Here is a 22,921-nt window from a genome sequence, read left to right as displayed (position 1 = left end):
CCCCCCCCCCCCCCCCCCCCCCCCCCCGCTCCTCGCACACGGTGCGGCGCTACTTCGCCACGTGATGAGCTAAACCCTCTTGCCGCGACCAACGACGCTGAGAATGAGACTCACGATGAGGACAACGACGCCGATCCAGATGAGGAACTTTCCGATCTCGGTCGCGACGCCCAGGATCACAAGGACGACACCGACGAGCAGGATGATGAGCCAGGTAGGCATGGAACTCTCCTCTCACATCGCCCCGAGGTGGGGTGACCCTCTCCATCTTGCGTCGACCTTCCGGGTCGCGCACCTCGAAGACCAGCCACGACGCCCAGGCGCAGGGTTCAGAGCCCCGGAGCGGTGCCCCGCAGACGCGCGAGCATGAGGTCGAGGAGCGACTCCTGCAGATAGCCCGCGAGCAGGAAGACGGAGCCAAGGAGCTCAACGCGCGGGTCGAGCTCGACCTCACCCCGCCACGCAGCCTCGACAGCCGTCGAGAGGCGGTCAGAATCGGCGTCCGTGGCGAGACCGAGTCGCTCGGCGAGGACGAGCCTCACGTCGGTGAGGGCACCCGCGAACGACCGGGCGTCCGCCGGCTCGACCGCGATCTCACGAGCTCCGAGGAGCTCGTCGTCAGGCTCCGGATCGTCGTCGAATGCGCCTCCCACGACCTGGGCGTCCACGGTGGCCGCGTCGTCATGAGCGCCAAGATCAAGCAGCGGCTCGTCAACCCCGACGAGCGCCTCGCACAATGACGTGAGGCGCGCGGCCTTCGATAGCGCAAGGTCCGTCTGCGTCAGCCGGCGAAACTCCTCACCCACGCCCGGATCGGTCGGTGCAGCGTTCGGCAGGAGCCGGCGCACGGCGGGGTCGGAGGGAGCCTCGACCCGAGCCTCACCGAGCCCGAGGAGCGCCGCGGGGATCGCGTCATCGGCCACGGCCGCAGCGATCTCTTCGAGACCATCGATCTCTTGCTCCAGGAGCTCGACGATCTGCTCCGCAACCTGCGCGATCGCAAACCGCTCGTCACGCGTGAGACGCGCGACGAAGCGTCCATCGACCTCCTCGAAGGGCCTCACGGCTCCCCTGCCTTCTGCATCGTGGCCCACAGCCCGAACTCATGCATCGCCTGGACGTCACGCTCCATGTGCTCGCGCCCCCCGGTCGAGACGACCGTGCGCCCCTCGTGATGAACGCGGAGCATGAGCTCCTCGGCCTTGTGGCGCGGATACCCGAAGTAGGACTCGAAAACGTATGCGACGTAGGTCATGAGGTTGACCGGGTCATTCCATACGAGCGTCACCCACGCGTCCTCAGGGCGCGCGAGCAGATCGGTGGCCCCGGCGGACTCAAGGTCTGCGCCGGGGTCCGTCGAAACACTCACGCGCGGCAGGTCGAGGATCACGGCCCCAGCCTACGTCGGGGCACCGACACCGGCTCCCGCCACACTACCTGTCTTTGGCCATCCGAAAGGGGTTGCGCCCGGCAGCCAGCCAGCTCACCGGAGCAGAAGCCACCCAGACAAACGCTCCGATCAAGAGCCACGGGCCCGCTGCTGGCGGTCCGCCCAAGACGAGCACGGCGAGCACGCCGCTCGTCGCATAAAGACCTGCGGCCACGACCTGCTCGAGCATGACGAGAAGGAGCAGCTCCCCACGACGTGTGCCCGAGAGGCGATAGGCAGCGAATGCGCTCGACCGCAGCCAGTTGACGAGCAATGTGCACGCAGCACCGAACACACCTAATACCACAGGAATGAACCTCTCGACTCTGCGTGCATGCATGTCGAGCACATCGATGGACTCGCGCAGAGCCGGTCCGGCCACGAGCTCATGGCTGTTCGACCTGAGCGCCGCGACGAGCTCGGGGGCAACATCACCCACCCGCGCCCGATCGACCAACTCGACGAGGCAGTACGGCCCCGTCACGACGTCGGGCGCGAGGCCGACCGCCACCGCGGAGTCCATCCCCGACGTCGGCACACCGCCGCCAGCCACGATCCCGTCCACGGCACGACCATCGAGAAGCAGCCTCACAGTGCCGGGCTCCCCGCCAAGCGCTGGCCCCACGACCGCCTCGTGCTCGACGAGGGCCGGGTGAAGTCCTAGCGACACCCCGACGACCTGGATGTCCGCTCCAAGAGTCGGCAGGTCCATCCGCCTCGACTGCACGAGAAGTCCAGACCGTCGAACATCAGGCCGCTTCGTCAGCACCTCGCACGAACTTCGGTCGATCGCCGCCTCCTGTTCCGCAGAAGCCGACGAAATGACGATGACCCCGCGACCCCTAGCGTGCTGATCAGCGAGCAGGTCGACGAACTCCTGCTGCTGAGCAGACGCAAAAACTGCAGCGCCGCTTCCTGTCAGCACCGCGAGAACCGCGACCGCCCACAGAGCAGACCCGCGACGCACCGTGTTGAGCAGCGCCTCCCTCGCGAGCGCTCCCACGCGCCATCCGCGCCGCCTCAAGTGCCCCGGAGGTGCAGCACCGTGTGCGCGGCCTCCCTCACCACCTCATCATGCGTCGCGACGATCACCACGGAGTCCGTCGCGAGATCACCCAGAATCCTTGCGACCTCCGCCGCGTTACGCGCGTCGAGGCTCGACGTCGGCTCGTCCACGAGCACGATCGGTCGGCCAGCGGCAACCGCCCGAGCCAGTGCCACCCGCTGGAGCTCACCACCGGACAGTTCGCGCGCGATCGATTGCCCCCTGTTCTCAAGACCGACCTGACGGAGCGCTGCGCGCGCCGAGTCCCGAGCCATCTCATTCGACGCGCCTCCTGAGAGCGGCCCGATCATCACGTTGTCGAGCACCGAGCGGCCCACAAGCACGTTGACACCCTGGGGCACCCAGACGACGTCGTCGGAAGAAATCGGCGATGTCGTGCCGTTGCCGTGCGTGAGCGACACAGACCCGACATCAGGCCTTTGCAAGCCTCCGACAACTCCAAGGAGCGTCGTCTTGCCGCTGCCGGACGGACCAACGACCGCATGCACGCGGCCCGAGGCAAAAGTTGCGTCACAGCCATCGAGCACGACGTTGCCGCCCAGCACGACGGTGACGTCGCGGAGGGTCACCTGCACGACGCGAGCACCCCGATCGGCAGAGTTTGCGAGGGTGCGCGAACCACGTCTTCCCCTGCCAGCCCGGGGGGAACTGCCAGCGCACCGCCGAGGCCCGGCATCGCACGCACGTCGTCGACCGGCGTCGCGACGTACTGCTCTCCATGGACGACGAACACACAGGGCGCCCCGGCCTCAGAGACATGAACGGCCGAGCTCGGCACCGTTCCTCGACGTTCGGCCTCAGCCAGTGAAACGGTCACACCGTCGTATGTCGAGGCTCTTCCGTCGGCGGCACCTACACGCGCATGCGCAGCGACAAACTGTGCCACCGAGTCACGGAACTCGGCTTCGACCCAGACGTCAGGGAGCCTCAGGCGCTCACCATTGGCTGCCGTCAGTTCAACTTCCCGCCCCTCGAGCGCCACCAGTCGTGACGATGGGGCCTCCGGGACGATGACTACCGACTCGACCGCAGCCTCGAGGTCGACGACGGGCTCGCCAGAAACGACATCGTCGCCGAGCACGGCGTGGACCGTCGCGACTGTGGCACCTTGCTCTGCCACGAAGAGGACGGAGTCAGCGGCGAAGATGCGATCGCACGTTGTTCCTGAGGCCTTCTGGAACTCACAAATCGCAGCTCCGAGTGCGCTCGAGTAACTCTCGCTCACCCTGTCGACCGGCAGCAGTTCCATCGCCGCGAGGAACGTTCCTAAGGCACGGACGTCTTCGCCCTGCGTCCGCGGACCGATGTCCCGGAACATGGGGGATTCACCCATAAATGCGACCAGTTTGACCCCGTCAATCGAAACGATCGCGTCCCCGGACTTGATCGTCTCGTCTACCCCTACGTGAACCTTCGTGACAATGCCGGCGCGGCGCACACTGACGCTCCGAGGCTCGTTACGCCGCACCTCAATCCGCACCGCGCTGCGGCGTGCGTCCTCGACCTCGCCGACACGCACGACAGTGGGAGGGCGCACGGCGGTGCTCGCAACCTCCGCCGCCGCAGCGCGAGGGAGCAGCATCGCGACGGCAGCAATGGGCACGACCCACACAAGGAAGAGCGCAAGCACGACGGAATGGGGAGAAGACCTGCGGAACACGTTGGTCGCGCGCGTCACACACAGTCCCCAGACGAGATTCCGGCCGCACTCATCTGAGCGGCGATCTCCGCGACGGTCGCCCCGGGCTCGACCCCGTGCCGGCGCAGGCAGTCCCGCAGGCTGTCCGTGCTCTTCGAGTCATCCTGATGCGCGATCTGCCAAGCGGCGTCGACCCGCGCAAACTCGAACGGGTAACAGCGGGCATCTGCGTCAGCGCCTGAATCGGAGACGGCGTACTCGTACACGGTCCGATCCTTGCCGGTCTCCACGACCTCATGTCCAGCCTCAGACATGCACCCGAGGTACCTGCGGTAGGCCGCCTCGTATTCGACAGGCGTCACCTCGCCGTCAGCGATCTCCGCCGACTGAGACGCAGAGAGGACGGGCTCGCTCGATGCGAGTGAAGGCTCGGACGCTGGCGCCGTGCCGGTGCAACCGCCCAGAAGCATCACTCCGGCAACCAGGGCAGCCGTCACGCACGGAAGACCAGCCGCCCTGGCCACCGGACGCGTCACGTGTCGGTCTCCCTAACGCTGTTGAACGCAAGCGCGGGCTTGGTCACCTTATGGCCGCCGCCTTGGATAATATTGCCCGGGAAACGTTTCGCGTGAAGGCTGTGGTAAGTCCATGACGTCGTGTACGTCGGCGAAGACGGGTACGTCTTGTAACGCGCCCGGGCGCCCACCTCCCCGCACGCTCCGGCCTTTGTCTGCCATGTCTCCGCACCAGTACCGTGACTCACCCCTGAATAGGCGTAGTCGAAGGTGCAAGGCTTAGCTGTCACTCCTAGCCCATATGCAGGCGCAGCCATTCCCAGCACTAGCAGGACAACAGCGCTCGCGCCGCCGGCGATGAACGTTCTTGACCGTCTCACGTCGAACCTCGTCTCTGACCCCCCCCCCCCCCCTTGGGGTCGGGAAAAACCTAGCAGGCCCCACGTGCCGCGCCAAGCCCCAAAAGAGGGCAGTGCCGTGCAACTACTACCGGCGCCCGACGAACCAGCCTCGGACCATCGCGACGCGCTGCTCGAGCTGCTCGACCGTCGCCTGCGGAACGTCCGGCCCACCGCATCGTCGGCGCAGCTCAGTGTGGATCGAGCCGTGCGGCTTGCCCGAGCGACGCGCCCAGCCCGCGACGAGCTGGCTCAGCTCCTTGCGCAGATCCGCAGCGCGACGGTGGTCAAACTCCTCGGTGTCGGCCTCGCCGCGCCCCCGCGCCACCTGCCCCGCCTGGCGCTGCCTCAGCAGCGTCGTCACCTGCTCGGCGTCGAGCAAACCTGGCAGCCCCAGGAAATCGAGCTCCTCGTCCGAGCCGATGTCGGCCCCGAGCCCGAACTCACCGCCGTCAAAGAGGACCTTGTCGAACGACGCCTGAGCCTCGAGCGCCTCGAACGAACCGAGCAAGTCGTCCGAGCCCTTCTCTTCACGGTTCGCGGCGGCAAGCAGCTCAGCCTCGGGGTCATGGCCCTCGGCCTCGTTGCGCGGCCGGTCGAGCGCGTGGTCCCGTTCGGCCTCCATCGCGTGCGCAAGCTCGAGAAGCTGAGGAACGGAAGGCAAGAACACCGAGGCGGTCTCACCACGTCGTCGGGCACGCACAAAACGGCCGATCGCCTGCGCAAAGAACAACGGCGTCGACGCACTCGTCGCATACACGCCCACCGCGAGTCGCGGCACGTCCACGCCCTCGGACACCATGCGCACCGCCACGAGCCAGCGCGAGTCGCCGTTGGCAAACTCGTCGATGCGGGCCCCCGCGTCGTCGTCGTCCGACAGAACGACCGTCGGCGAATGCCCCGTGAGCCGGGCAATGTGCCCGGCGTACGCACGCGCGTCGGTCTGGTCGGTCGCAATGACCATCGCACCAGCGTCGGGAACCGTCCGGCGCACCTCGGTGAGCCGCGTGTCAGCTGCCTGGATGACCGACGGGATCCACTCGCCGTTCGGGTCGAGAGCCGTCCGCCACGCCTGGGACACCATGTCCTTCGTCATGGGCTCGCCCAGGCGCGCCGCAACCTCGTCGCCGGCCTTCGTGCGCCACCGGACCTGGCCCGAGTACGACATGAAAATCACCGGACGCACGACGTTGTCACGCAGCGCCTCGCCGTAGCCGTAGGTGTAGTCCGCCGACGACCGTCGGATCCCGTCGTTGCCGCGTTCGTAACGCACGAACGGGATGGGCGACGTATCCGACCGGAACGGAGTGCCCGTGAGCAGAAGCCGACGCGTCGCATCCTCGAAGGCCTCGCGCAACGCGTCGCCCCAGCTGAGCGCGTCACCACCGTGGTGGACCTCGTCGAGGATGACGAGCGTGCGCGAGGACTCCGTGCGCGCCCGGTGCAGCGCCGGGTTGGCAGCCACCTGCGCGTACGTGAGGGCCACGCCGTCGTACTGCGAGCCCGCCCGGCCCTGAGCGTTGCGGAAGTTGGGGTCGATCTTCACTCCGACGCGCGCCGCTGCGTCCGCCCACTGGTGCTTGAGGTGCTCGGTCGGCGCGACGATCGTCAGACGGCGGACCGCGCCCGCCTCGAGCAGCTCTGTCGCCAGACGGAGCGCGAACGTCGTCTTGCCCGCGCCCGGCGTCGCCACGGCAAGGAAGTCACGAGGCTGCGTCGCGCGGTAACGGTCGAGAGCCTCGGCCTGCCACGCGCGCAGCTTCGTCGCCGTGCCCCACGGCGCACGCTGAGGGAAGGCGGGAGCAAGCTGCTCGGCCGCGACGGCCGAGGCATGCACGGGCATGGACTGCACGGCCTGACGTGGCGCGGCACCTCCCACCTGCGTGCGGGCGCGCGCCCGTGCTGCGGCGCGCTCGACCCGCTCGGTCAGCGCGGAGGAGAAGACGTCAGGCTCGCCGTTGGCCGCCGTCACCGGCCGCCGTCACCCTGGCCGCCGTCGGAGTCGCCGTCCTGCGGGTCACGCAGGCCGTCGTACACCTCCTTGCAGACCGGGCACACCGGGAACTTCTGGGGGTCGCGGCCGGGAACCCACACCTTGCCGCACAGCGCGATGACGGGACGCCCCGACAACGCCGACTGCATGATCTTCTCTTTGCGCACGTAGTGCGCGAAGCGCTCGTGATCCCCGGGCTCGGCCTCCTGGGCCTGCTCGGCGCGCTCGAGGACGCTCGTCGCCGAGCCGCCGGGCCCACGGGGATCCGAGGGATCGTCCGGGCCACGGGTCGGGAACATCGGCTCACTCATGAAGGCGAGTCTACGACGCCCCTCGGACACTGCCCACGGCCGTCCGCGATCACCGCGTCACACGTGACGCCTGCCACGGCCTCGCTAGGGTGAGCACGTGACAGACGGAGCCAAGGTGCGGGTCGACAGCTGGACGTGGGCCGTGCGGATCTACCGCACGCGCTCCCTCGCGGCAGCCGCGTGCCGCGCCGGGCACGTCCGGGTGGCAGGCGAACGCGCCAGACCCTCGACGCCCGTCCGCGTCGGCGACGAGGTCCACGCGCGCACCGACGCAGGCGAGCGCATCGTCGTCGTGCGCGCGCTTCTCACCAAGCGCGTCGGGGCACCGATCGCGGCCGAGTCCTACACCGACCACACGCCTCCCCCGCCGCCGCGCACCGCAGGCACCGCACCCGTCGCGATGCGCGAGCGCGGAGCGGGCCGCCCGACGAAGCGCGAACGACGCGCGATCGACGCACTGCGCGGCCGCGACCTCCCGCACCCGGACGACGACTGACCTCCTCCTGACGCGTTGATGCGTCCTCCCCGTCGGACGGGGACCGCGTCAACCCGTCGGAAAGGTGCGCGCGGAAGCGACGCTACGTCGTCGGATCGAGGTGAAGCGCAGCCGCCAGCTCCCGACGCGAGCGCACTCCCGCCTTCGCGAAGATCCGCGACAGGTGGGAGTCCACGGTCCGCACGGAGAGCGTCAGCCGCTCCGCAATCTCCTTCGAGCTCAGCCCCGCCGCCGCGAGCGCCGCAATCTGCGACTCCCGCCGCGTCAGCTGAACCGCAGGCGCCACCGTCGGCACGAACAACCCCGCCGCCGCCATGTCCCGCACAGCAGAGAGCGCCAGCTGGGTGTCGTCCGCGACCACCGCCTCGAGATGCGCGCAGACCGCGGCAGCACGCGGACCGTCCAGACCGGGTGCAATCGCGAGCGCACGCGCCACCAGCTCGGCCACATCGGCCCCGGGCGGCACGGCCGCGCCCTGACGCGCGGCCACGACCGCACGGTGCAACGCCTCGAACTCGACCCGCACGAGCCCGGAGGCGCGGCACTCCTCCGCGAGCGCAATCGACTCCCCCACCAACGTCGAGTCACGCAGCCACGCAAGCGCATCAAGCCGGAGCAAGCCCATATAGCCCACGAGCGTGCGGACACCCGCCCACGAGACCGACCGCGCACGCTCCAGCAGATCACGCGCCTCAACAACCTCACCCAACGCCGCCGCCACGATCGCACCGAGCGAGTACGTCACCGCAAGCCGCCCCTGCACGTCACTGTGCTCATACCGGCGCGAGGCCGCAGCAAGACGCTCACGCGCAACAGGCCAGTCACCCCGCTGCATCGCAGTAATCCCATGCAACAAGTTGAGCGCCACGACGTCGACGTTGAACGGCAGACCCTCCGCGCCCAGCAGCTTCTCGACCTCGGCCGCGGGCAAGACATACCCGAGCAGGCCCGACGCGATGAAGCCGGCCGTCGCCAAGTCGGAGACCGCCCACGACGCCGCATCAGCATGCGCCGTCGCGACCCCCATGAAGCGCTCGACAAGCCCGAGCGCGCCATGGCCACCCGGCATCTGCGCAGCCCCCGCCACGAGCGCGGGAACAAAACCCAGAACGGCCGCAGGACGCTGCGCATTGGCCGCGAAGATCTCTTCAGCACGGGCCATCGGCTCCGCGAGACGACCCGCAGCCGCCAGGCACGTCAGCCGTCGCACCTCTTCGTCCTGCCACCACGACGCAGGAGTCGCAGGCCAGCGCTCACGCACCGCCTCGCGCAGCGTCGACAACACGGCAAGCGCGCCGTCCGCGTCATCGCCCTCGAACTGCTGCAGCTCCGCCTCAAGATGCATGAGGACACTGAGCAGCTCGGGCCCCTCGATCTCATCGAGATCGAGCCCCGCCATGACCTCGTTAGCCGTCACCAGGTCGCGCCGCGCCGCATCCGGACGGGACAAGAACCGGTTCGCCGTCGCCCGCAGCGCGAGCAGGCGCACGACATCGCTCCCAGTCGTGTCCGGCAGCGCAAGCCCGACGATCCTCACGACGAGCTCGCACCGATGCTCTCGCAACGCCGCGTTCGCCGCCTCGAGAACACGTCCCGCCTCCTGCACCACACCCGCATCAAGCGCGTCCGTCACCATCCGCACGAGAGCCTCGGGAGTCGCAGCAACCCCGCCCGTCAGCTCCTCCCACCGGCTCAGCGCCTCGACCCGCACACGCGACGAGATCGTCGTGCGCAAGGTCTCGGCCACGAGCGGGTGCGGACGCACCAGCGTCGGCACGACGACCGGACCATCGGAGCGCGCCGTCACCAGCTCGAGAAGACGGTCGGCAACGAGAGCGTCATACGCATCCCCGTCATCGAGTGCATCGACGACCGACGGGAGGACCCCGCCGAGCGCGACGACCTGCTCGAGCAGGTGTCGCTCGGCAGCAGACAGACCGACCAGCTCGTGCTGCACCAGATCATGGACGCGCGGGTCCAAGACCGCCCAGCGATCCCACACCCACGTCGAGTCCACCGCAAGAAGCGCCCGTGACTCGACCGCAGCACGCGCCAGCTCACGGACGAACAGCGGATTCCCGGCCGTGCGACGCCACAGGACGACCCCGACGTCCGCAGCCACCTCTCCGCCCAGAGTCTCGGAGACGTAGCGCTCCGTCTCCTCACGCGTGAAACGCGCCACGTCGACCCGCTCCGCGACGCCGTCCTTCCACAGCTGCACCCACGGCGCCCGGCTCGCCACACCCGGACGCAACGTCGCCACCAGCCCGATCTCACCCGTCCGGGCAAGGCCCACGAGCACACGACGCGACATGGGATCGAGATGATGAGCATCCTCGACCCGCACGACGAGCCGCCCACCCTCCGCACGCGCCCGCAGCACCGCGTAGGCCATCGACGTCCGGATCGAGTCCTCCATCGCCACCGGAGCCGCCAGGAGCTCGGGCAGAACCACGGACAACGCCGACAGCGCAGTGACATCGTCGGGATCCGGCGAGATCATGAGCCACTCGATCTCCGGATGGCTCTCAGCCATGAGCCGCTGCGCGGCATCCACCACGAACGTCTTCCCGACACCCACCTCGCCGAAGACGAGAGCACACCTGCCAGCGGCAAGCGAGCGCGCAACACGCCCAGCCTCCGCAGTGCGCGAGACCGTCGAGGTGTGAACGGTTCCGTGCCGCGCCGGAACAACCGCGCGGCGCAACGCAGCAGTGTGCCTGTCGTACCGATCGACGGCCGGACGGCCGCGCGAACCTTCCATCGTCGTCTCCCGACGTCCCCTCGACTCCCGTCGCCCCCGCCCGCATATCAAGGCCTTTAGGCCTACCCGCGGATGAGGAACACACGGGACACTACACCGCCGGGTGAAAGTTCCGTAGCAACTACCGATGCTGCCCGCAACCGGAACAGCCTAGGTTCGCTGTCGTCCACCAGTCCGGTGCGCCCTGCGCGGCCACCGTCGTCGACGCAGAGGAAGAACCGTGCCCACCTACACCGCACCCGGCGTTTACGTCGAGGAAGTCCCCTCAAGCCAGAAGGTTCTCGCGTCGGCACCCACCGCCGTCGCCGCTTTCGTCGGGTTCACCGCCCGCGCCCCGCAGGACGACCCGAGCGACCCCCAGGGCCTCGCGCCCCGGCTCGTCACGAGCTGGACCCAGTTCGAGAACCTCTACGGAGGTTTCGTCGAGGGCGCCGTCCTGCCCCTGTCCGTTCACGGGTTCTTCCTCAACGGAGGCACCGCCGCCTACATCGTGCGCGTCCCGCACGTCGAGCCCGCAGGCGAGGCCGCACGCCTCGAGCTGCCCGCGACGGACCGCGCCCTCGGCCTGCCCGTCGCCGTGACGTCCGTCGAGCCCGACGCCGACATCACCGTGACCGTCACGACCGACGACGCCCCCGAGGACCTCGAGGGCCCCGCGCCGTTCACCCTGCGCATCGTCGAGAACGGCATCGAGGTCGAAGAGTTCGCCGACCTCACTCTTGGAGGCCCACGCGACGCCGCAACGGTCGTCAACGCCACCTCGACGAAGGTGAAGATCGAGATCCTCCTCGAGGAGGACACCGACCTCTCCGCCCAGCTCGAGGTCCTGCGCCCCGGCGCCTACACCCTCGAGAAGGCCGACCCCATCCCCGTGCCCGTCACCGGACGCCGCTTCGCGGGATCCGAGACGGCTCGCTCCGGGATCAACGGCCTCTCCATCGCCGAGGACGTGACGATCGTCGTCGTCCCCGACCTCGTCACCGCCGCCTCACGCGCCGATGGCACGGTCGACCTCGACCTGTGGAAGGCCGTGCAGACGTCACTCGTCGCGCACTGCGAGAACCACCCCAACCGCATGGCGCTCCTCGACCCGCCGCCCGGCCTCACGCCGCAGCAGGTCCGCGAGTGGCGCTCCGAGGTGGCGCAGTACGACTCGGCCTTCGCCGCGATGTACTACCCCTGGATCACGGTCGAGAACCCCACGGGCGGCGCCGGCGCAACGACCGTGAGCATCCCGCCGTCAGGCCACGTCGCAGGCCTCTGGGCCCGCACGGACGACACACGCGGCGTGTGGAAGGCCCCGGCCAACGACACCCTGCGCGGCGTCCTCGACGTCGAGCGCGCGATCACCCAGACCGAGCAGGGCTTCCTCAACCCCATCGGCATCAACGCGATCCGCCCCTTCGGCACGCGCGGCATCCGCGTCTGGGGCGCACGCACCCTCGCCTCCGACACCGACTGGCAGTACGTCAACGTGCGCCGACTCTTCAACATGATCGAGTCGACGATCCTCGAGGGCACGCAGTGGGCCGTCTTCGAGCCCAACGACGTCAAGCTGTGGGAGGGCGTCAACCGCACCCTGTCCGGCTACCTCCACGGTCTGTGGAAGGCCGGAGCGCTCTTCGGCGCCTCCGCCCAGCAGGCGTACTTCGTCAAGTGCGACGAGACGACGAACACCCCCGAGTCGATCGACGCGGGCAAGCTCGTCGTCGAGGTCGGCATCGCCCCGGTGAAGCCCGCCGAGTTCGTCATCTTCCGCATCAGCCAGAACAAGAACTCGGCCGCCTGAGCGCGGACCTGACCCAAGGAGACCACCGTGGTTGACGGACTGTTCAACAACGACCCGATCATCGCCCAGAACTTCTTCCTCGAGATCGACGGTGAGGTCATCACCGCCCTCATCTCGGTCTCAGGCCTCGACATCGAGGTGGCCGTGGCCACCGTGACGCAGTCGGGCACGGGCGGCGCCGCCGAGCAGGTCAAGGGCCTGGGCGGCCGCGTCCAGACGGCCGACCTCGCGCTCACGCGCGTCGCCCCGCTCGACTCCCCGAGCGACAAGATGTGGAAGTGGTTCAACGAGATCCGCGGCGCGGGCCTCAAGGCCACCGACCGCACCGGCCTGCGCAAGAACGGCTCGATCGTGCTCTACGACTCGGCCCGCAACGAGGTCGCACGCTTCAACTTCTTCAACTCCTGGCCCTCGAAGATCTCGACCGACCAGCTCTCGGTCGACTCCAACGAGGTCGTCAAGGAGAACATCACCCTCGTCATCGAGCGCCTCGAGCGGGTCAAGTGAGCCTGCAGACGCGCTACGCGTTCACTCTCCCCCGCGGGTACGTCGACCGTCACGGCGACGTCCACCGCGAGGGCGTCATGCGCCTCGCGACGGCGCGCGACGAGCTCGAGCCGCTGCGTGACCCGACGGTCGACGGACCCGACGACCCACGTCTCACCGTGGTGATCCTCGCCCGCGTCGTCGAGCGCCTGGGCACGCTCGAGATGGTGACGAGCCACGAGATCGAGAACCTGTTCGCTGCTGACCTGGCCTTCCTCCAGGACTTCTACGGGGTCATCAACTTCGGCTCGCAGGCTGAGTACGAGGCTCTCGTCGCAGCGCAGGCCGACGCACCGGCGCCCGTGACGGCCCCCGACGGGGCCGTCACGGCGGCGGTGGCCGACGCACCCGACGCCGAGCCGGCCGCGGCCGCGGAACCGGTGTCCACGCCGGCCCCCGCGCTCGCGTCGGCCCGCACGCGGGCCTCGATCGAGGAGATCCGGGACGGAGCCTGATGCTCCGCTACCCGACCGACGCCCTGTGGCAGGAGATCGCCTACCTCTCCTACCACCTGCACTGGCCCCTGGACCAGGTGCTCGACCTCGAGCACCTGGACAGGGTCCGCCTCATCCGAGCCGTCTCGGCTCTGAACGACCGCGCCTGGGAGGCCGCACGTGAGCAGCTCTGACCAGCGCGCGCTTGGCGGCGACTCGACGACCGCCGGCTGGTTCCTCTTCGAGGTCGACGGCGTGCCCATCGGCACGTTCCGCAAGCTCTCGGGACTGTCCGTGCGGCTCGGCACGCACCGCTACGTCGAAGGTGGCCAGAACGACTTCGCGCACACCTTCCCCGGGGTTCTCGAGTGGCCCAACCTCGTGTTCGAGCGCGGGCTCGTCGAGTCCGACGCGTTGTTCTCGTGGGTGCGGGCGAGCGCGGGAGAGGGCCTTGCCGCTGGCGGCGGCAAGCTCGTGCGCGCAACCGGTGCGGTGACGGCGCTCGACTACCGCGGTGAGCGGTTGCGCGCGTGGGAGCTCGACGGTGTGTTCGCGGTCGCGTGGGACGGTCCGACGTTCGACGTCGAGTCGAACACGACGCTCGTCGAACGGCTCGAGGTCGCACACGAGGGATTCCGAGCGAAGACCTCATGACGACGATCACGACCACGCACGACGCCGACGAGCCGCAGGGGCCAGTCCACCTGCGGCCCTCCGGGATGCTCGCGCGCTTCCGTGCGGGTCGCCTCGGCCTCACCGCGGCGAGCTCGCTCGCCTTCGCGCACGGCCTGGCGCGGACGCCCGCCGCGCGGAGCACGGGACCACTGACGACGAGCCTGCGTGAGCCCTCCGACATCGGGGCTCCCGCACAGCCGCAGACAGTGCGCGCACCCCGGTGGTGGTCGCCGACGGCTGCCTCCGAGCCCGACGACGACGCTGCCGCACAGCCGTCGCGCACACCTGCTGCGGCTCCACGGCGAGGGCTCGCGCGCGCGGCCTCGCGCATCGACCGCGACTCCTGGACACCCGGGCGCCTCGGCGTGAGCGCGACGCCCCGTGCCGTCCCCATGCGACTCCCGGCCGAGGTTGCGGCCGCAGGGTCCATGGTGACGTCGCTCGACTCTCGGCGCCGCAGTGCGCCCGCGAGGCGCGCACCAGCATCGTCGCCGACTTCACAGGCGTCGACCCCTCAGGCGTCGCCGGCGGGGAGCTCACTCCCCCGGCCGGCAGGGTCCGGACCCACGGACGGCGTCGCGGGGTCGCGCCGTACCGCCGGACCTTCGACGAGCAGCTCGACCCCGGCACCAGCCCAGTCACCGGCGCAGGTCTCGCAGCCGACCGCGGTGCGACGCTACGTCGCGCCGCCCCGGCTCGCCCGGCGCCGCGCCGCCGCTGCACGCACGGTTGAGGCGGCGCGCACGATCGCCGTCGACACCCGCGTGGCGGCTCGGCCCCCATCTCCGACCGCCACAGGGGCGGCCGCACAGGCGGGCGCGCACGTGGCCACCTCTTTCACCGGAGCGTCGAACGCTGCGGTGACAACAGACGTCGCGGCGCCGAAGCTCGGGGGGATCGGCGCCGCGACCGCGACGGCGCCCGCGGCGTCCGGGCGTGCAGCGGCTGCGCGTGGAGCAGCCGAGCAGGCACCGTCGGAGTACACGGCAGAGCTCACAGCGGCTGAGCACGCACCCGTACCGGAGCCACCTCAGGTCACAGGCGTCGGTCAGTCCGGCGGACCGGTGCGCAGCGCTCCCGCGGCAGTCCGTCGCTCGTCCGCGTCCCATCACCCCGGGACCTCGGCCGCACCCCTTCCGCGCAGCGCGAGTGCTCGGGCCCTTCTTGGGCACGCGCCCGAGGCCGTCGCCGTCTCGCTGTCCTCACCCGTGCTGCGACGGTCGACGGCGGGCCCGGCGCGCCACGTGACGGGCGTTGCGACGCGCGCGCTCGCCGCCCAGCCCGCCGGCGTTCTCGTGCCTGCCACGTCGCACGCCTCCTCGCACGCACCCGGAGCCCCGGCGGCCCCCGGCGCTCGCGCAGGAGCCGGGGTGAGTCGCGCGCCCGCACCTCACGCGCCGCATGCTCCGCACCTCTCGTCGCCGGACCCGCACACGCCCGGTGCCTCGGGGACGCCAGGTGCCCCGGGGACGCCAGGAGCGCTGCCCGCGTCGGGTGCGTCAGTCGTGCCGGGAACACCTGGCCGGCCTGGGTCGCTGGGTGCGCGCACCCCGTGGGCCACGCCCCTCGCCGCCCCGGGTGCACCCTCCGCGGTGACGCCGACGCACCGCACCTCGTCGACCCTCGGCGCGTCGACGCCGGCGGCGCCGGACGCGCGCCCGAACACGACCGGCCCCGGCACGGGATCTCACGCACCTGAGGTGGGGGCGACCCCGGAACAGACGGACTCCCCCGTCGAGATGTCGACACCGCCTGCGCGGACGCCGCTCCGCCGAGCCTTCATCACTCACCGCACGCTCGGCGGCCCACGCACCGCAGGCGCCCGCCTCACCGTCGCACCGACGCGCGGCGCCACGCGGACTGCGACGCACCCACTCCCCGGCACCGACGACACAGGATCCCAGAACCCAGCAGCGCGAGCCACGGCGCACCCGGGCCCGGCGCACGCAGGCCCGGCGCACGCAGTCCCGGCCGCGTCGGCCGCAGGATCCGCGAGCGCTGCGTCCCGGGCCGCGGCGCCGAGCACGGGCGCCCGCGCATCGATGCGCGCCGACGCAGCTGCGTCGCCACGCCTGCCCGGCGCCCTGGCGCGCACCTCGGACATCCGCAGTGCTCCCGTCGGGTCCGCTCGACCCGGCCGCGTCACGGCCGTCCGTCGGCTCATCGCGTCCGCGCGCGCCGCATCATCGGCAGCGCCCGTGCCGACAGCCCTCCACACCGCGCCGACCCACCACGCCGCGCAGGCAGTGCGGGCCGCGCAGGCGGTGCGAGCCACGCAGGTGGTGCGGGCCACGCAGGCAGCGCAGGCCGTGCAGGCCAGGCACGATCACCTCGCCCCGCCGCGACCTCTTCGGCTCGGGACCGCGGCCGGTTCCGCCGCGCTCCTCGGCGCTGCCCCTGCCCCGGGGACGCCCCCGCGACCCGCAGCCCCGTTCGCCGACACCCGCCTCGCTCCCGACGCCGCCAACGTCCGGCGCGCACCAGGCGCCGCCGCACCCTCGCGCGTGGGGCCCGACACACCCGCGAGCGCGACCACGTGGCGCGCCCACCTCACGCAAGGAGCGGCGGTTCCCCTGCGCCGCACCGTCCTGCCGCCACGTGCACCCGTGCGTCTGGCGCCACCCACCCCGGCCGCGGCCGGACCGTCCGGCTCAGACACGAACGACACCGCAGTCGGCCTCTCGATCCTCAGGCGTGCCCTGGCGACCGCCGACGCCAGCAGCACGACGCGCACCGCCCACCCCCCGACCCCCGAGGAGCGGACCATGAGCTCGACAACCGGACCCAGCCCCTCGGCGGACGCCGTGAGGATCGACGACCGGCTGCTCGCCCGGCTTGCCGACGCCCTCGTGGACGACCTCACCGACCGCATCGTCCCCAGGGTTGAGCGTCGCCTCCTCGACGACATCGCCCTGCGGTCGAGCGGCCTCACCCCCGGAGCGTTCTGATGGCTGCCCCCGAGAAGGCGTTCCTCGAGCTCGAGGGCGGCGACCGCATCGCGTGCCTCTACAACCCCGCCGAGCTGCGCCTCACCCGCTCCAACGCCTGGGACGCGACACCGCGCCCCGGCCGCCCCACCCCGCGGCTGCGATTCGCCGGTGCCCGCCCCGGCATCCTTGAGGTCTCACTGTTCTTCGACACGACCGCGACCGGCCGCTCGGTCGCCGAGCACACCGGCCGCATCGTCGACGCCATGGACATCGACGCAACCCTGCCCGGCTCGGACGAGCGCGCAGGCGACGTGCGCCCGCCCCTCGTGACGTTCCACTGGGGGCAGATCCACTCGTTCCGCTCCGTCATCGCCGACCTCGCCCTCGCCTACACGTACTTCGCAGCCGACGGGACCCCGCTGCGCGCGACGCTCGACCTCGTGCTGCAGCAGTTCGAACCCGAGCACGCGTTCGGGCCGCAGAACCCGACCTCGGGGACACCCCAGCCGCACCGCGTCCACCGCGTCCAGTCCGGGGAGACCCTCGATCGCATCGCCGCCCGCTACTACGGCGATGCCACGCGGTGGCGGCCGCTCGCAGCCGCCAACGGGGTGACCGATCCGCTGCGCCTCGTGCCCGGAACCCTGCTGTCCGTCCCCGGAATCGAGGACCTGTGAACGCGGGCGCACAAGCCGTCGCGCTCTCGCCGCACGTCGAGATCGCAGGCGAGCCGCTGCCCATCGGCCTCGACGGAACCCTCGTCGCGCTGCGCATCGTCACCGCACTGCGGACCACCGGCTGGGCTCGGCTCGAGTTCGCCGCGAGCACGACCAAGGTCCTCGACAGCCGCGGCGTCCACGGCGCTGCGGTCGGTGACCGCCTCAGGGTCTCGGGACGGCCGACGGACGGCACCCGCATCGTGCCCATCTTCACCGGCTCCATCACGCGGATCGAGACCGTGCGGGGCGAACGGGGTGGAACACGCCTCGTCGTCACCGCACAGGACGAGACCGCCAAGCTCACGACCGAGTCCGCGCAGACGTTCCTCAAGCAGACGTACGACGACATGATGTCCTCCCTCGCAGAGTCCGCCCACATCACCGTCACCAGCTCAGGACTCCCCAACGACGCTGTTCCGTACCTGCTCAAGGCAGGGTCGGCGCTGCGGTTCATCGACGACATCGCGAAGCGGTGCGGCTCCGACTGGGTGCTCCACGGCACGACACTTCACCTCTGGCCCGCCGGTGCTCCCCGGCCGGGCGTCGACACCGTCTCGCTCCCGGTCGCAGAGCTCGTGCACTGCGAGGTCGCGCAGCAGTCAGGCGGTCCCACCAAGGCCATCGTCACAGCGTGGGACGCGGCGCAGAGCACCGCGCTGAGCAGCGAGGCCGCACGCCCGACGAAGCACGGCATCAACGTCACCGAGCGGGTCGTCCTCGACACCTCCTCGAGCCCGCTCACGGCCGCCGAGGCCTCGACGCTCGCACGCTCGCACCTCGCGGGGAACGGACCCGTCTCGGCACGCGTGCGCGCCCCACGCCTCGTCGCCGTGAGCCCCGGGGCCACGCTCACGGTGGCCGACACGTGGTGGCCAGACGACGCCACCTACGTGCGTGACGTCACCGTCACGTGGGACCGGACCGGCTTCGCCACCGAGATCCTCTCGGGATCACGCGCCGAAACCCGTCTCGCCGACCTCGGCGGGCGCGGAGCAGACCGCGGCTCCGCGGCGTACACGCACGACGGGGTCGTCGTCGGCGTCGTCACGGCGCACGGTCGAGGTGGCGACAACGGACCGCTCGGCCACGTCCGCGTGGCCTTCCCCTTCCTCGGCTCGACGATCACCTCCGACTGGGCGCGCGTCGCGGCTGCCGGCGCCGGTGGCGGTCGCGGGCTCCTCGTCATCCCCGAGGTCAACGACGAGGTGCTCGTCGCCTTCGAAGGCTCGGACGTCCGCCGCCCCGTCGTCGTCGCAGGGCTCTACTCCGAGAAGAACAAAGCACCCTGGAAGGACACGACCGAGAACGGCGAGGTGCAGCACCGCGCGCTCACCTCACGCACCGGCCACGTCATCGAGCTCTCCGACGACAAGGACAAGGCGAAGCAACACGTGCTGCTGGCCCTCGCGGGCGGTCAACGTCGCCTCCGGCTCGGCGGTGACAAGGTCGACCTCACCGTCCCTGACGGAACACCCGTGACGATCTCGTCCGGCACGACCCGCATCCACCTCGATGACCAGGGCGCCGTGACGATCGAAGGCTCAACGATCACCGTCAAGGCCAAGCAGCGGCTCGCCCTCGATGCACCCGAGATCAGCATCAAGGCGCAGAGCAAGCTCGCCCTCGAGGGCGCCGAGGTCGCCGTCAAGGGGCAAGCCAAGACATCGGTCGAGGCCGGAGGTCTCACCCAGATCAAGGGCGGGATGGTGCAGCTCAACTGATGGAACCCTCACCGACCGCCGCGTCCTTCGTCGGACGCGGCTTCACCTGGCCGTTGCGCGTCGATGCCTCCGGCTCGATCGCCCTCACGGACGGCTCGAGCGACCTCGACTCCGCGATCCGCGTCGTCCTGCTCACGGCGCCTGGCGAACGCCTCATGCGCCCGCAGTTCGGGTGCCGGATCTGGGACCTCCTCTTCGAACCCGTCACGCCCAACCTCCTCGGGCTCATCGACCGCGCGGTGCGCGACGCGCTCGCCCAGTGGGAGCCGCGCATCGAGGTCGAGGAGGTCACGCCCCGCCAGGACGAGACCCACCACGGCCTCGTCCACATCGATCTCACCTACCGGGTCAAGGCGACCAACGACCGCCGCAACCTCGTCCACCCGTTCTACGTCATCCCGCACGAGGACTCCTGATGCCACCGATCATCCCGCCGAACCTCGACGACCGGTCCTTCCAAGACATCGTCGACGAGACGAAGCGGCTCATCCCCCGCCACACCCCCGAGTGGACGAACCACAACGTCTCCGACCCTGGCGTCGCGCTCGTCGAGCTCTTCGCGTGGATGAGCGAGATGGTGCTCTTCCGCGTCAACCAGGTGCCCGAGCGGATGTACACCCACTTCCTCAACCTCGTCGGCGTCGAACCCTTCGGCCCGTCGGCGGCAACGACCGACCTCACCTTCTGGTTCTCGGCACCAGCACGCGCGGACGTCGTCGTGCCCGCAGGGGTCGAGGTCGCGACCGCCCGCAGCGCCACGGCCGCAGCGGGCGACGACATCGTCTTCACGACGGTGCGCGACGCCGTCGCGCGCCCCGCGACCCTGCGCTCCGTGCTGACGTCGGCCGCAGGCTCCGACCACCTGGTCGACAGCTGGACGGACCTCGCCTACCAGGGCACGAGCCTCGCCGTCTTCCCCTCCCCCGAGATCGCCGAGAACGACGCCACCTACCTCGGGTTCACGACGTCCCTCGCGGACCACGCACTCGCCCTCACCGTCACGGCCGACGTCCTCGGCATCGGCATCGATCCGAGCGACCCCCCGCTCGTGTGGGAGGCATGGGACGGCGAAGCGTGGGTGCGGCTCACCGTCAACGACGACACAACCGGCGGCCTCAACCGTGACGGGCGCATCGTCCTGCTCATGCCCGCGGCCCACCCGCCGCTCACGCTCGGCGGAACAGGCGCGCACTGGGTGCGCGTGCGACTCGTGCGCGCAGCACCCGGCCGCCCGACGTACCGCACGTCCCCGCGCCTCACGTCGCTCGACGTCGGCGTCGTAGGCGTGAGCGTCCCGGCGGAGCACGCGGCCTCACGCCCAGCCGAGATCCTCGGCCGATCGACGGGGGCTGCAGGCCAGATCTTCCGCGTCGCCCACGCACCCGTCCTCGCGCGGCGTGACGGCGAGGAGGTCGCCGTCGTCACCGCGACGCACGTCGAGAGCTGGACCGAGGTCCCCGACTTCGCGTCCTCGGGACCCACCGACAAGCACGTCGTGTGGGAGGCGACAACAGGCGAGATCCGCTTCGGACCGTCCGTGCGTCACCCCGACGGGACCGTGCGCCAGCACGGTGCCATCCCCGCCGACGGCGCCCAGATCCGCGTGAGCCCCTACCGCTCCGGCGGCGGCGCGCACGGCAACGTCGGGCCGGGCGCGCTGAGCGTCGCGCGCTCGACGCTTCCCATGGTTGCGTCGGTCACCAACGCGCTCGCCGCGACCGGAGGAGTTGACGCCGAGACCGTTGACGAAGCCAAGGTGCGCGGGCCCCTCACGCTCCGCACCGGACGGCGCGCCGTCACCGCGAGCGACTACGAGCGGCTCGCGCTCGCGGCATCGCCTGCGGTCGCGCGGGCCCGCTGCATCCCCTTGGGCGACCCGGTCGCCTCACGGTCGGGAGCCGTGCGCGTCTTGCTCGTGCCTGCGGCCCCGCGCCGCGGCGCAACCGAAGACCGCGACATCGACGACCTCGCGCTCAGCCCGCAGCTCCGCGACGTCGTCGGCGCCGAGCTCGACGCATGCCGCCTCGTCGGCGTCGGGCTCGAGGTCGGCGCGCCGTTCTACCAGGGTGCGAGCGCCGCAGTCCTCGTCCGCGCACTGCCCGGACGGCCGGCGGCCGTCGTGCGGCAGCGCGTCCTCGAGGCGCTCCACGCGCGCATCGACCCGCTGCACGGCGGGGCCGACGGCTCCGGATGGCCCTTCGACCACGACCTCACGGCGGCTGCGCTCGCTCAGGTCGTCGACGAGGTCGAGGGCGTCGAACGCGTCGAGGAGGTCACCCTCTTCGACTACGACCTGCGGAGCCGACGTCGCGTGGGCGACGGCCAGGACGCCCTCACCCTCACGCCCGGGGCGCTCTTCGTCTCCGCAGCCCACCGGGTCGTGGTGCGATGAGTCGCCGGCCCGGCTGGCTCGTCGACCAACTGCCTCCCGGCATGGTCGACGAGGACTTCTTCCGGCGCTTCGTCACGATCTTCGAGGAGCAGGCCGACACACTCCAGGCCCACGGTGACAACCTCGAGGCCCTCGCCGACACGCGGCTCGCCCCCGCAGCGATGCTGCCATGGCTTGCGTCGTGGATCGGGGTGCGGTCGCTCGACGGAGCCGACGGCTCCGACGACGCCCGCCAGCGCGACCTGCTGCGGGCGTGGGCGGCGACCCTGAGCTCACGGGGCACGCCCGCCGCGCTGCGCACCGTCCTCACGGCCCTGTGCGGACCGGGCGTCGTCCTCACCGAGGGAGGCGGCGTCTTCGCCGAGGGCACCTGCCCCGTCGACACCGCGTGGCTCGACGTCTCGCTGCCGTCGGCCGGCGGTCTCGACGACCGCTCTCTGCTTGCTCTCGTGCTCGACGAGCTGCCCGCGCACGTGCGCACGACCGTGCGCGTCGCGGGCACCCAGATCTACCCCGCCCCTCCGGCGGACGACGTGGAAGGTGCCCGATGAACCGCGAGTCCCACCGCACCGCAGGCGCTCACCTGGCCCCCGAGCCGAGCGGCGCTGCCGCGCTCGGCGAGGTCACCGTCGAGTGCCCTGGCTGTGGCACGCCCGCGCGTGTTGCTCCCGCTGAGCGCCGGGCGACGGACTTCTGCCTCTCGTGCGACGAACCGCTCTTCTGGGCCGGGGGCGCCGTGCCGCGGCGCGAGTCTGTTGTCTCGGACGACGCGCGCAGGCGCCTGCCCGGGACGGGCGGCCACGGCAGGACCACGGGCGTCCCGTGTCCCGGGTGCGCCGAGCTCAACACGGCCCTCGCGACCGTGTGCGCCCGCTGCGGGACGCCGATGACGCAGCCTGCGCCTCCGGCGCCCGCGCCGATCGCCGTGCCCGTGCCCGTCGTCGTCGTTCCCGAGGCCGCGCCGGAGCCAGAGACGGTGTCGTGGTGGCCGATCCTCGTCGCGCTCACGGTCGTGGGCGCAGTGTGCGCCGGAATCGCGCTGCTGCTCTGATCTCTACGCTCTCACCGTCACCGTGAGCGGGGCGGCGCCGCGTGCGGCGCGGC

23 protein-coding genes are annotated in these 22,921 nt (G+C 70.9%); 13 read left to right on the top strand and 10 right to left on the bottom strand.

The features are described 5' to 3' along the window. Positions 1 to 69: 69 nt before the first annotated feature. The 9 genes from ACTVCO_RS07345 to ACTVCO_RS07305 all read right to left on the bottom strand — a co-directional run bounded on the left by ACTVCO_RS07345 (position 70) and on the right by ACTVCO_RS07305 (position 7,351). Positions 70 to 222, bottom strand: a complete 153-nt coding sequence (locus ACTVCO_RS07345; protein ID WP_443727742.1) for a hypothetical protein — start codon at positions 220 to 222, stop codon at positions 70 to 72. A 107-nt stretch (positions 223 to 329) separates the two neighbouring features. Then, on the bottom strand, positions 330 to 1,064 hold the full coding sequence (locus tag ACTVCO_RS07340; protein ID WP_443727741.1) for a DUF2017 family protein: 735 nt from the start codon (positions 1,062 to 1,064) through the stop codon (positions 330 to 332). Continuing rightward, complete coding sequence (gene clpS / locus ACTVCO_RS07335; protein WP_443727740.1) at positions 1,061 to 1,390, bottom strand: ATP-dependent Clp protease adapter ClpS; 330 nt, start codon at positions 1,388 to 1,390, stop codon at positions 1,061 to 1,063. Before clpS ends, ACTVCO_RS07340 begins: the two co-directional genes overlap by 4 nt. 43 nt (positions 1,391 to 1,433) lie before the next feature. After that, positions 1,434 to 2,141 (bottom strand): hypothetical protein, encoded by a 708-nt coding sequence (locus tag ACTVCO_RS07330; RefSeq protein WP_443727739.1) that lies wholly within the window; start codon positions 2,139 to 2,141, stop codon positions 1,434 to 1,436. Between the two features lie 308 nt (positions 2,142 to 2,449). Next, entirely contained in the window at positions 2,450 to 3,064 is a 615-nt protein-coding gene (locus ACTVCO_RS07325; RefSeq protein WP_443727738.1) for an ATP-binding cassette domain-containing protein, read from the bottom strand. After that, positions 3,061 to 4,125, bottom strand: a complete 1,065-nt coding sequence (locus tag ACTVCO_RS07320; protein ID WP_443727737.1) for a hypothetical protein — start codon at positions 4,123 to 4,125, stop codon at positions 3,061 to 3,063. Before ACTVCO_RS07320 ends, ACTVCO_RS07325 begins: the two co-directional genes overlap by 4 nt. A 44-nt stretch (positions 4,126 to 4,169) precedes the next feature. After that, a complete protein-coding gene (locus ACTVCO_RS07315; RefSeq protein ID WP_443727736.1) occupies positions 4,170 to 4,448 on the bottom strand; it encodes a hypothetical protein in 279 nt (92 codons plus the stop codon). Between the two features lie 687 nt (positions 4,449 to 5,135). Next, a complete protein-coding gene (locus tag ACTVCO_RS07310; RefSeq protein ID WP_443727929.1) occupies positions 5,136 to 6,890 on the bottom strand; it encodes a DEAD/DEAH box helicase in 1,755 nt (584 codons plus the stop codon). A 125-nt stretch (positions 6,891 to 7,015) separates the two neighbouring features. Further along, on the bottom strand, positions 7,016 to 7,351 hold the full coding sequence (locus tag ACTVCO_RS07305) for a DUF3039 domain-containing protein (RefSeq protein WP_443727735.1): 336 nt from the start codon (positions 7,349 to 7,351) through the stop codon (positions 7,016 to 7,018). A 97-nt stretch (positions 7,352 to 7,448) separates the two neighbouring features. On the opposite strand from ACTVCO_RS07305, the gene ACTVCO_RS07300 reads away from it, so the two are divergent. Continuing rightward, positions 7,449 to 7,847, top strand: a complete 399-nt coding sequence (locus ACTVCO_RS07300; protein WP_443727734.1) for an RNA-binding S4 domain-containing protein — start codon at positions 7,449 to 7,451, stop codon at positions 7,845 to 7,847. An 82-nt stretch (positions 7,848 to 7,929) separates the two neighbouring features. Here ACTVCO_RS07300 and ACTVCO_RS07295 read toward each other — a convergent pair whose 3' ends face one another. Next, entirely contained in the window at positions 7,930 to 10,611 is a 2,682-nt protein-coding gene (locus ACTVCO_RS07295) for a LuxR C-terminal-related transcriptional regulator (protein ID WP_443727733.1), read from the bottom strand. A 220-nt stretch (positions 10,612 to 10,831) separates the two neighbouring features. Between ACTVCO_RS07295 and ACTVCO_RS07290 the strand changes: the two genes are divergently transcribed. The 12 genes from ACTVCO_RS07290 to ACTVCO_RS07235 are packed head-to-tail and all read left to right on the top strand — an operon-like array spanning position 10,832 to position 22,868. Continuing rightward, positions 10,832 to 12,400: a phage tail sheath family protein gene (locus ACTVCO_RS07290; RefSeq protein ID WP_443727732.1), complete on the top strand. Its 1,569-nt coding sequence runs from the start codon at positions 10,832 to 10,834 to the stop codon at positions 12,398 to 12,400. 27 nt (positions 12,401 to 12,427) lie between these two features. Beyond that, positions 12,428 to 12,907, top strand: a complete 480-nt coding sequence (locus ACTVCO_RS07285; protein WP_443727731.1) for a phage tail protein — start codon at positions 12,428 to 12,430, stop codon at positions 12,905 to 12,907. Beyond that, positions 12,904 to 13,401 carry a hypothetical protein gene (locus ACTVCO_RS07280; RefSeq protein WP_443727730.1) on the top strand — a complete coding sequence of 166 codons (498 nt, stop codon included), beginning with the start codon at positions 12,904 to 12,906 and terminating at the stop codon, positions 13,399 to 13,401. Before ACTVCO_RS07285 ends, ACTVCO_RS07280 begins: the two co-directional genes overlap by 4 nt. Beyond that, positions 13,401 to 13,574 carry a DUF6760 family protein gene (locus ACTVCO_RS07275; protein WP_166413424.1) on the top strand — a complete coding sequence of 58 codons (174 nt, stop codon included), beginning with the start codon at positions 13,401 to 13,403 and terminating at the stop codon, positions 13,572 to 13,574. The genes ACTVCO_RS07280 and ACTVCO_RS07275 overlap by 1 nt, the downstream gene beginning before the upstream one ends. Continuing rightward, positions 13,561 to 14,034: a phage tail protein gene (locus ACTVCO_RS07270; protein WP_443727729.1), complete on the top strand. Its 474-nt coding sequence runs from the start codon at positions 13,561 to 13,563 to the stop codon at positions 14,032 to 14,034. The genes ACTVCO_RS07275 and ACTVCO_RS07270 overlap by 14 nt, the downstream gene beginning before the upstream one ends. Next, positions 14,031 to 17,003, top strand: a complete 2,973-nt coding sequence (locus ACTVCO_RS07265) for a hypothetical protein (RefSeq protein ID WP_443727728.1) — start codon at positions 14,031 to 14,033, stop codon at positions 17,001 to 17,003. Before ACTVCO_RS07270 ends, ACTVCO_RS07265 begins: the two co-directional genes overlap by 4 nt. Further along, a complete protein-coding gene (locus ACTVCO_RS07260; protein WP_443727727.1) occupies positions 17,003 to 17,662 on the top strand; it encodes a CIS tube protein in 660 nt (219 codons plus the stop codon). Before ACTVCO_RS07265 ends, ACTVCO_RS07260 begins: the two co-directional genes overlap by 1 nt. Further along, positions 17,659 to 19,425 carry a phage baseplate assembly protein V gene (locus tag ACTVCO_RS07255; RefSeq protein WP_443727726.1) on the top strand — a complete coding sequence of 589 codons (1,767 nt, stop codon included), beginning with the start codon at positions 17,659 to 17,661 and terminating at the stop codon, positions 19,423 to 19,425. The genes ACTVCO_RS07260 and ACTVCO_RS07255 overlap by 4 nt, the downstream gene beginning before the upstream one ends. Next, positions 19,425 to 19,841 (top strand): GPW/gp25 family protein, encoded by a 417-nt coding sequence (locus tag ACTVCO_RS07250; RefSeq protein ID WP_443727725.1) that lies wholly within the window; start codon positions 19,425 to 19,427, stop codon positions 19,839 to 19,841. The genes ACTVCO_RS07255 and ACTVCO_RS07250 overlap by 1 nt, the downstream gene beginning before the upstream one ends. Then, positions 19,841 to 21,817, top strand: a complete 1,977-nt coding sequence (locus tag ACTVCO_RS07245) for a putative baseplate assembly protein (protein WP_443727724.1) — start codon at positions 19,841 to 19,843, stop codon at positions 21,815 to 21,817. The genes ACTVCO_RS07250 and ACTVCO_RS07245 overlap by 1 nt, the downstream gene beginning before the upstream one ends. After that, the gene (locus tag ACTVCO_RS07240; RefSeq protein ID WP_443727723.1) at positions 21,814 to 22,368 is read left to right on the top strand and encodes a phage tail protein; all 555 of its coding nucleotides are present in this window, start codon (positions 21,814 to 21,816) and stop codon (positions 22,366 to 22,368) included. The genes ACTVCO_RS07245 and ACTVCO_RS07240 overlap by 4 nt, the downstream gene beginning before the upstream one ends. Next, positions 22,365 to 22,868, top strand: coding sequence for a hypothetical protein (locus ACTVCO_RS07235; RefSeq protein WP_443727722.1), 504 nt, complete (start codon positions 22,365 to 22,367; stop codon positions 22,866 to 22,868). The genes ACTVCO_RS07240 and ACTVCO_RS07235 overlap by 4 nt, the downstream gene beginning before the upstream one ends. Positions 22,869 to 22,921 lie beyond the last annotated feature (53 nt).

The organism is Sanguibacter sp. A247, assembly GCF_052324925.1.
Classification (GTDB): domain Bacteria; phylum Actinomycetota; class Actinomycetes; order Actinomycetales; family Cellulomonadaceae; genus Flavimobilis.
This window is presented reverse-complemented; position numbering and strand designations above follow the sequence as displayed.